Origin of the sequence: Nostoc sp., from assembly GCF_036917355.1 — a bacterium.
Classification (GTDB): domain Bacteria; phylum Cyanobacteriota; class Cyanobacteriia; order Cyanobacteriales; family Nostocaceae; genus Nostoc.
The window spans coordinates 1-1934 of sequence record NZ_JBALDP010000078.1; the positions used below are offsets into that span (position 1 = coordinate 1).

The 1934-nt window shown below is 44.1% G+C and carries 3 protein-coding genes; 1 reads left to right on the forward strand and 2 read right to left on the reverse strand.

Annotated elements, in window-relative coordinates; translation table 11 throughout:
- Positions 1-336, forward strand: a 336-nt coding sequence (locus V7K53_RS25110; RefSeq protein WP_335200238.1) for a DNA/RNA non-specific endonuclease, incomplete at its 5' end; no start/stop codon positions are given.
- A gap of 3 nt (positions 337-339) precedes the next feature.
- On the opposite strand, the gene V7K53_RS25115 is transcribed toward V7K53_RS25110, so the two are convergent.
- Positions 340-747: a nuclease A inhibitor family protein gene (locus V7K53_RS25115; RefSeq protein WP_335200239.1), complete on the reverse strand. Its 408-nt coding sequence runs from the start codon at positions 745-747 to the stop codon at positions 340-342.
- 175 nt (positions 748-922) lie between these two features.
- Positions 923-1870, reverse strand: coding sequence for a zinc-binding dehydrogenase (locus V7K53_RS25120; protein WP_335200240.1), 948 nt, complete (start codon positions 1868-1870; stop codon positions 923-925).
- Between the last annotated feature and the right edge of the window lie 64 nt (positions 1871-1934).

Consider the following 1934-nt stretch of genomic DNA (forward strand, 5'->3'; position numbering starts at 1 on the left):
GGAGAAGGAACTAATGGTTTCAAGTCTACCTTTACAGGCAGGAGTTCTGGCAATAAAATCAATGTTCCTGCTAGTTCTTGGAAAGTGATCCTTATTCTTGACAGGCCAGGCTTGGGGCTACAAGGTGTAACTAAGGACACTCGTGTAATTGCCGTTAATATGCCTCACAAGCAAGGAGTCAAGCAACAATCTTGGGATGTCAAAGATAATGGCAAATTCCGTTATATTACCTCAGTGGACGAAATAGAGAAGCTAACAGGTTACAATTTCTTTACCAATGTTCCCAAGTCTATTCAAGATGTAATTGAAGCAAAAATTGACAGTGGTGATTCTTAATACTTAGGTTTCTATAGATTTGGTAGCTAAACCAATGATATCTCCACACTTCGACTGACCCAAAATATAGATATCAATTTCAATCTCACCTAAGCGATAGACATTAATGTTGGTAAGGTGATTTTTCAAAATTTCCATTAGATTTCTGTATCTAGCAGCTTCTGCTTTTTCTTCAGCCCCATACCAGTCAGGGTCAGGTATTTCCGGATTGAAAAATTCACCTAAATCTATAACTTCAACGGGAGCATCTTCACGTGTTCCCGTTTTTTGTCTGATGGTTTCTGTTGTAATCGGTTCTCCTATTTTCCAATGAACTACCTCAAAAGGATAGTCTGATTCACTTGTATAAAACACACCTGACGCTGCTTGCTTAAGCATTTTTATAATAGAATCACTAGTTGTATGTGCCATAGTTGCAATCGTTTTGCGGGTAGCAGCGTAACTTCATACTTCATACTTTAATGCGTTTGAGGCAAGCGATTCCTCCCCCCTAAAGCTCAAGTTTCCTCTCTACGAGACGCTCTTCGCGATCGCTTCAGGGGAGCAATGCGATCGCGAAAGCATCACCGCCATAATGGTAGATTGTTTAAGCCGAAACGTGCAAAACAGCTTTACCAGGAAAACGTCTGTCAAGCAGTTGTTGAGCTAAATCGCCAATTTCTGTCCAAGAAGCTTCTACATCAATATGAGGACACAACTGACCTGTTTCAATAAGGTTTAAAAGCCGTTTCAATCCCACCGAGGCTGATTCGCGTTGCAGTTCGTGGAACAGAATCAGAGCGTAGAGGCTAGCACCAGCAGTTGCGTAAAACTGGGAAGCATCGAATGTTACCTCAGACCCACCTGAAGTTCCAAATAGCACTGTTACACCATCAGGTGCTAGTAATTTCAGGGCTGTTGATAGCGTATTACCTCCCACTGATTCTACAATCAGATGATATGGCCCGTATTCCCTTGCGGGTGACAGGTCTTCCCCGATTACCACTGATTGCGCCCCTGCTTCTTTAACTATAGATTCATAGCCAGCTTGACGAATGTAACCCACAACCTTCGCTCCACTTAGCCGTGCCAACTGTAGGGCAAAGTTCCCAACACCACCTGATGCACCTGTAATCAGAACTGTGCGACCCAATAGAGAACCACCTTTTAGTAGAGCATGGTAAGCAGTTAGACCAGCTACAGGTAATGTCGCTGCTTGAGCAAATGAAACTGATGCTGGTAGTTCTGCTAGAGCATTTGTAGTCACCGATACTAATTCTCCCCAAGCGCCGGAACGTAGTAAGCCGACCACACGCGTCCCAAGTGGTGGACTAGAACCATCAGCAGCAGGAGTTTCAACTGTACCGGCAAAGTCCCAACCAGGCCGCCAACCAGCATCAGCACTGGTTGAACGCCTTACTTCTCCCCGGTTGAGAGAAATTGCCGCAACCCTCACAAGCGCTTCATTGGGTGGGGGTATAGGTGCATCCACCTCATGGAGTGCTAAACGCCCTGGCACATTCGGATCAACAATTACAGCACGTATTTTGCTCACAGTGAAAATTTCGTAAATTTAGTTAAAATTTTAAGTTAATTTCTCACTATTCGGGGCAGGACAT

Coding starts and splice junctions, on each gene's coding strand:
- V7K53_RS25115 (WP_335200239.1), bottom strand. CDS start 747: ATGGCACATACAACTAGTGATTCTATTATAAAAATGCTTAAGCAAGCA.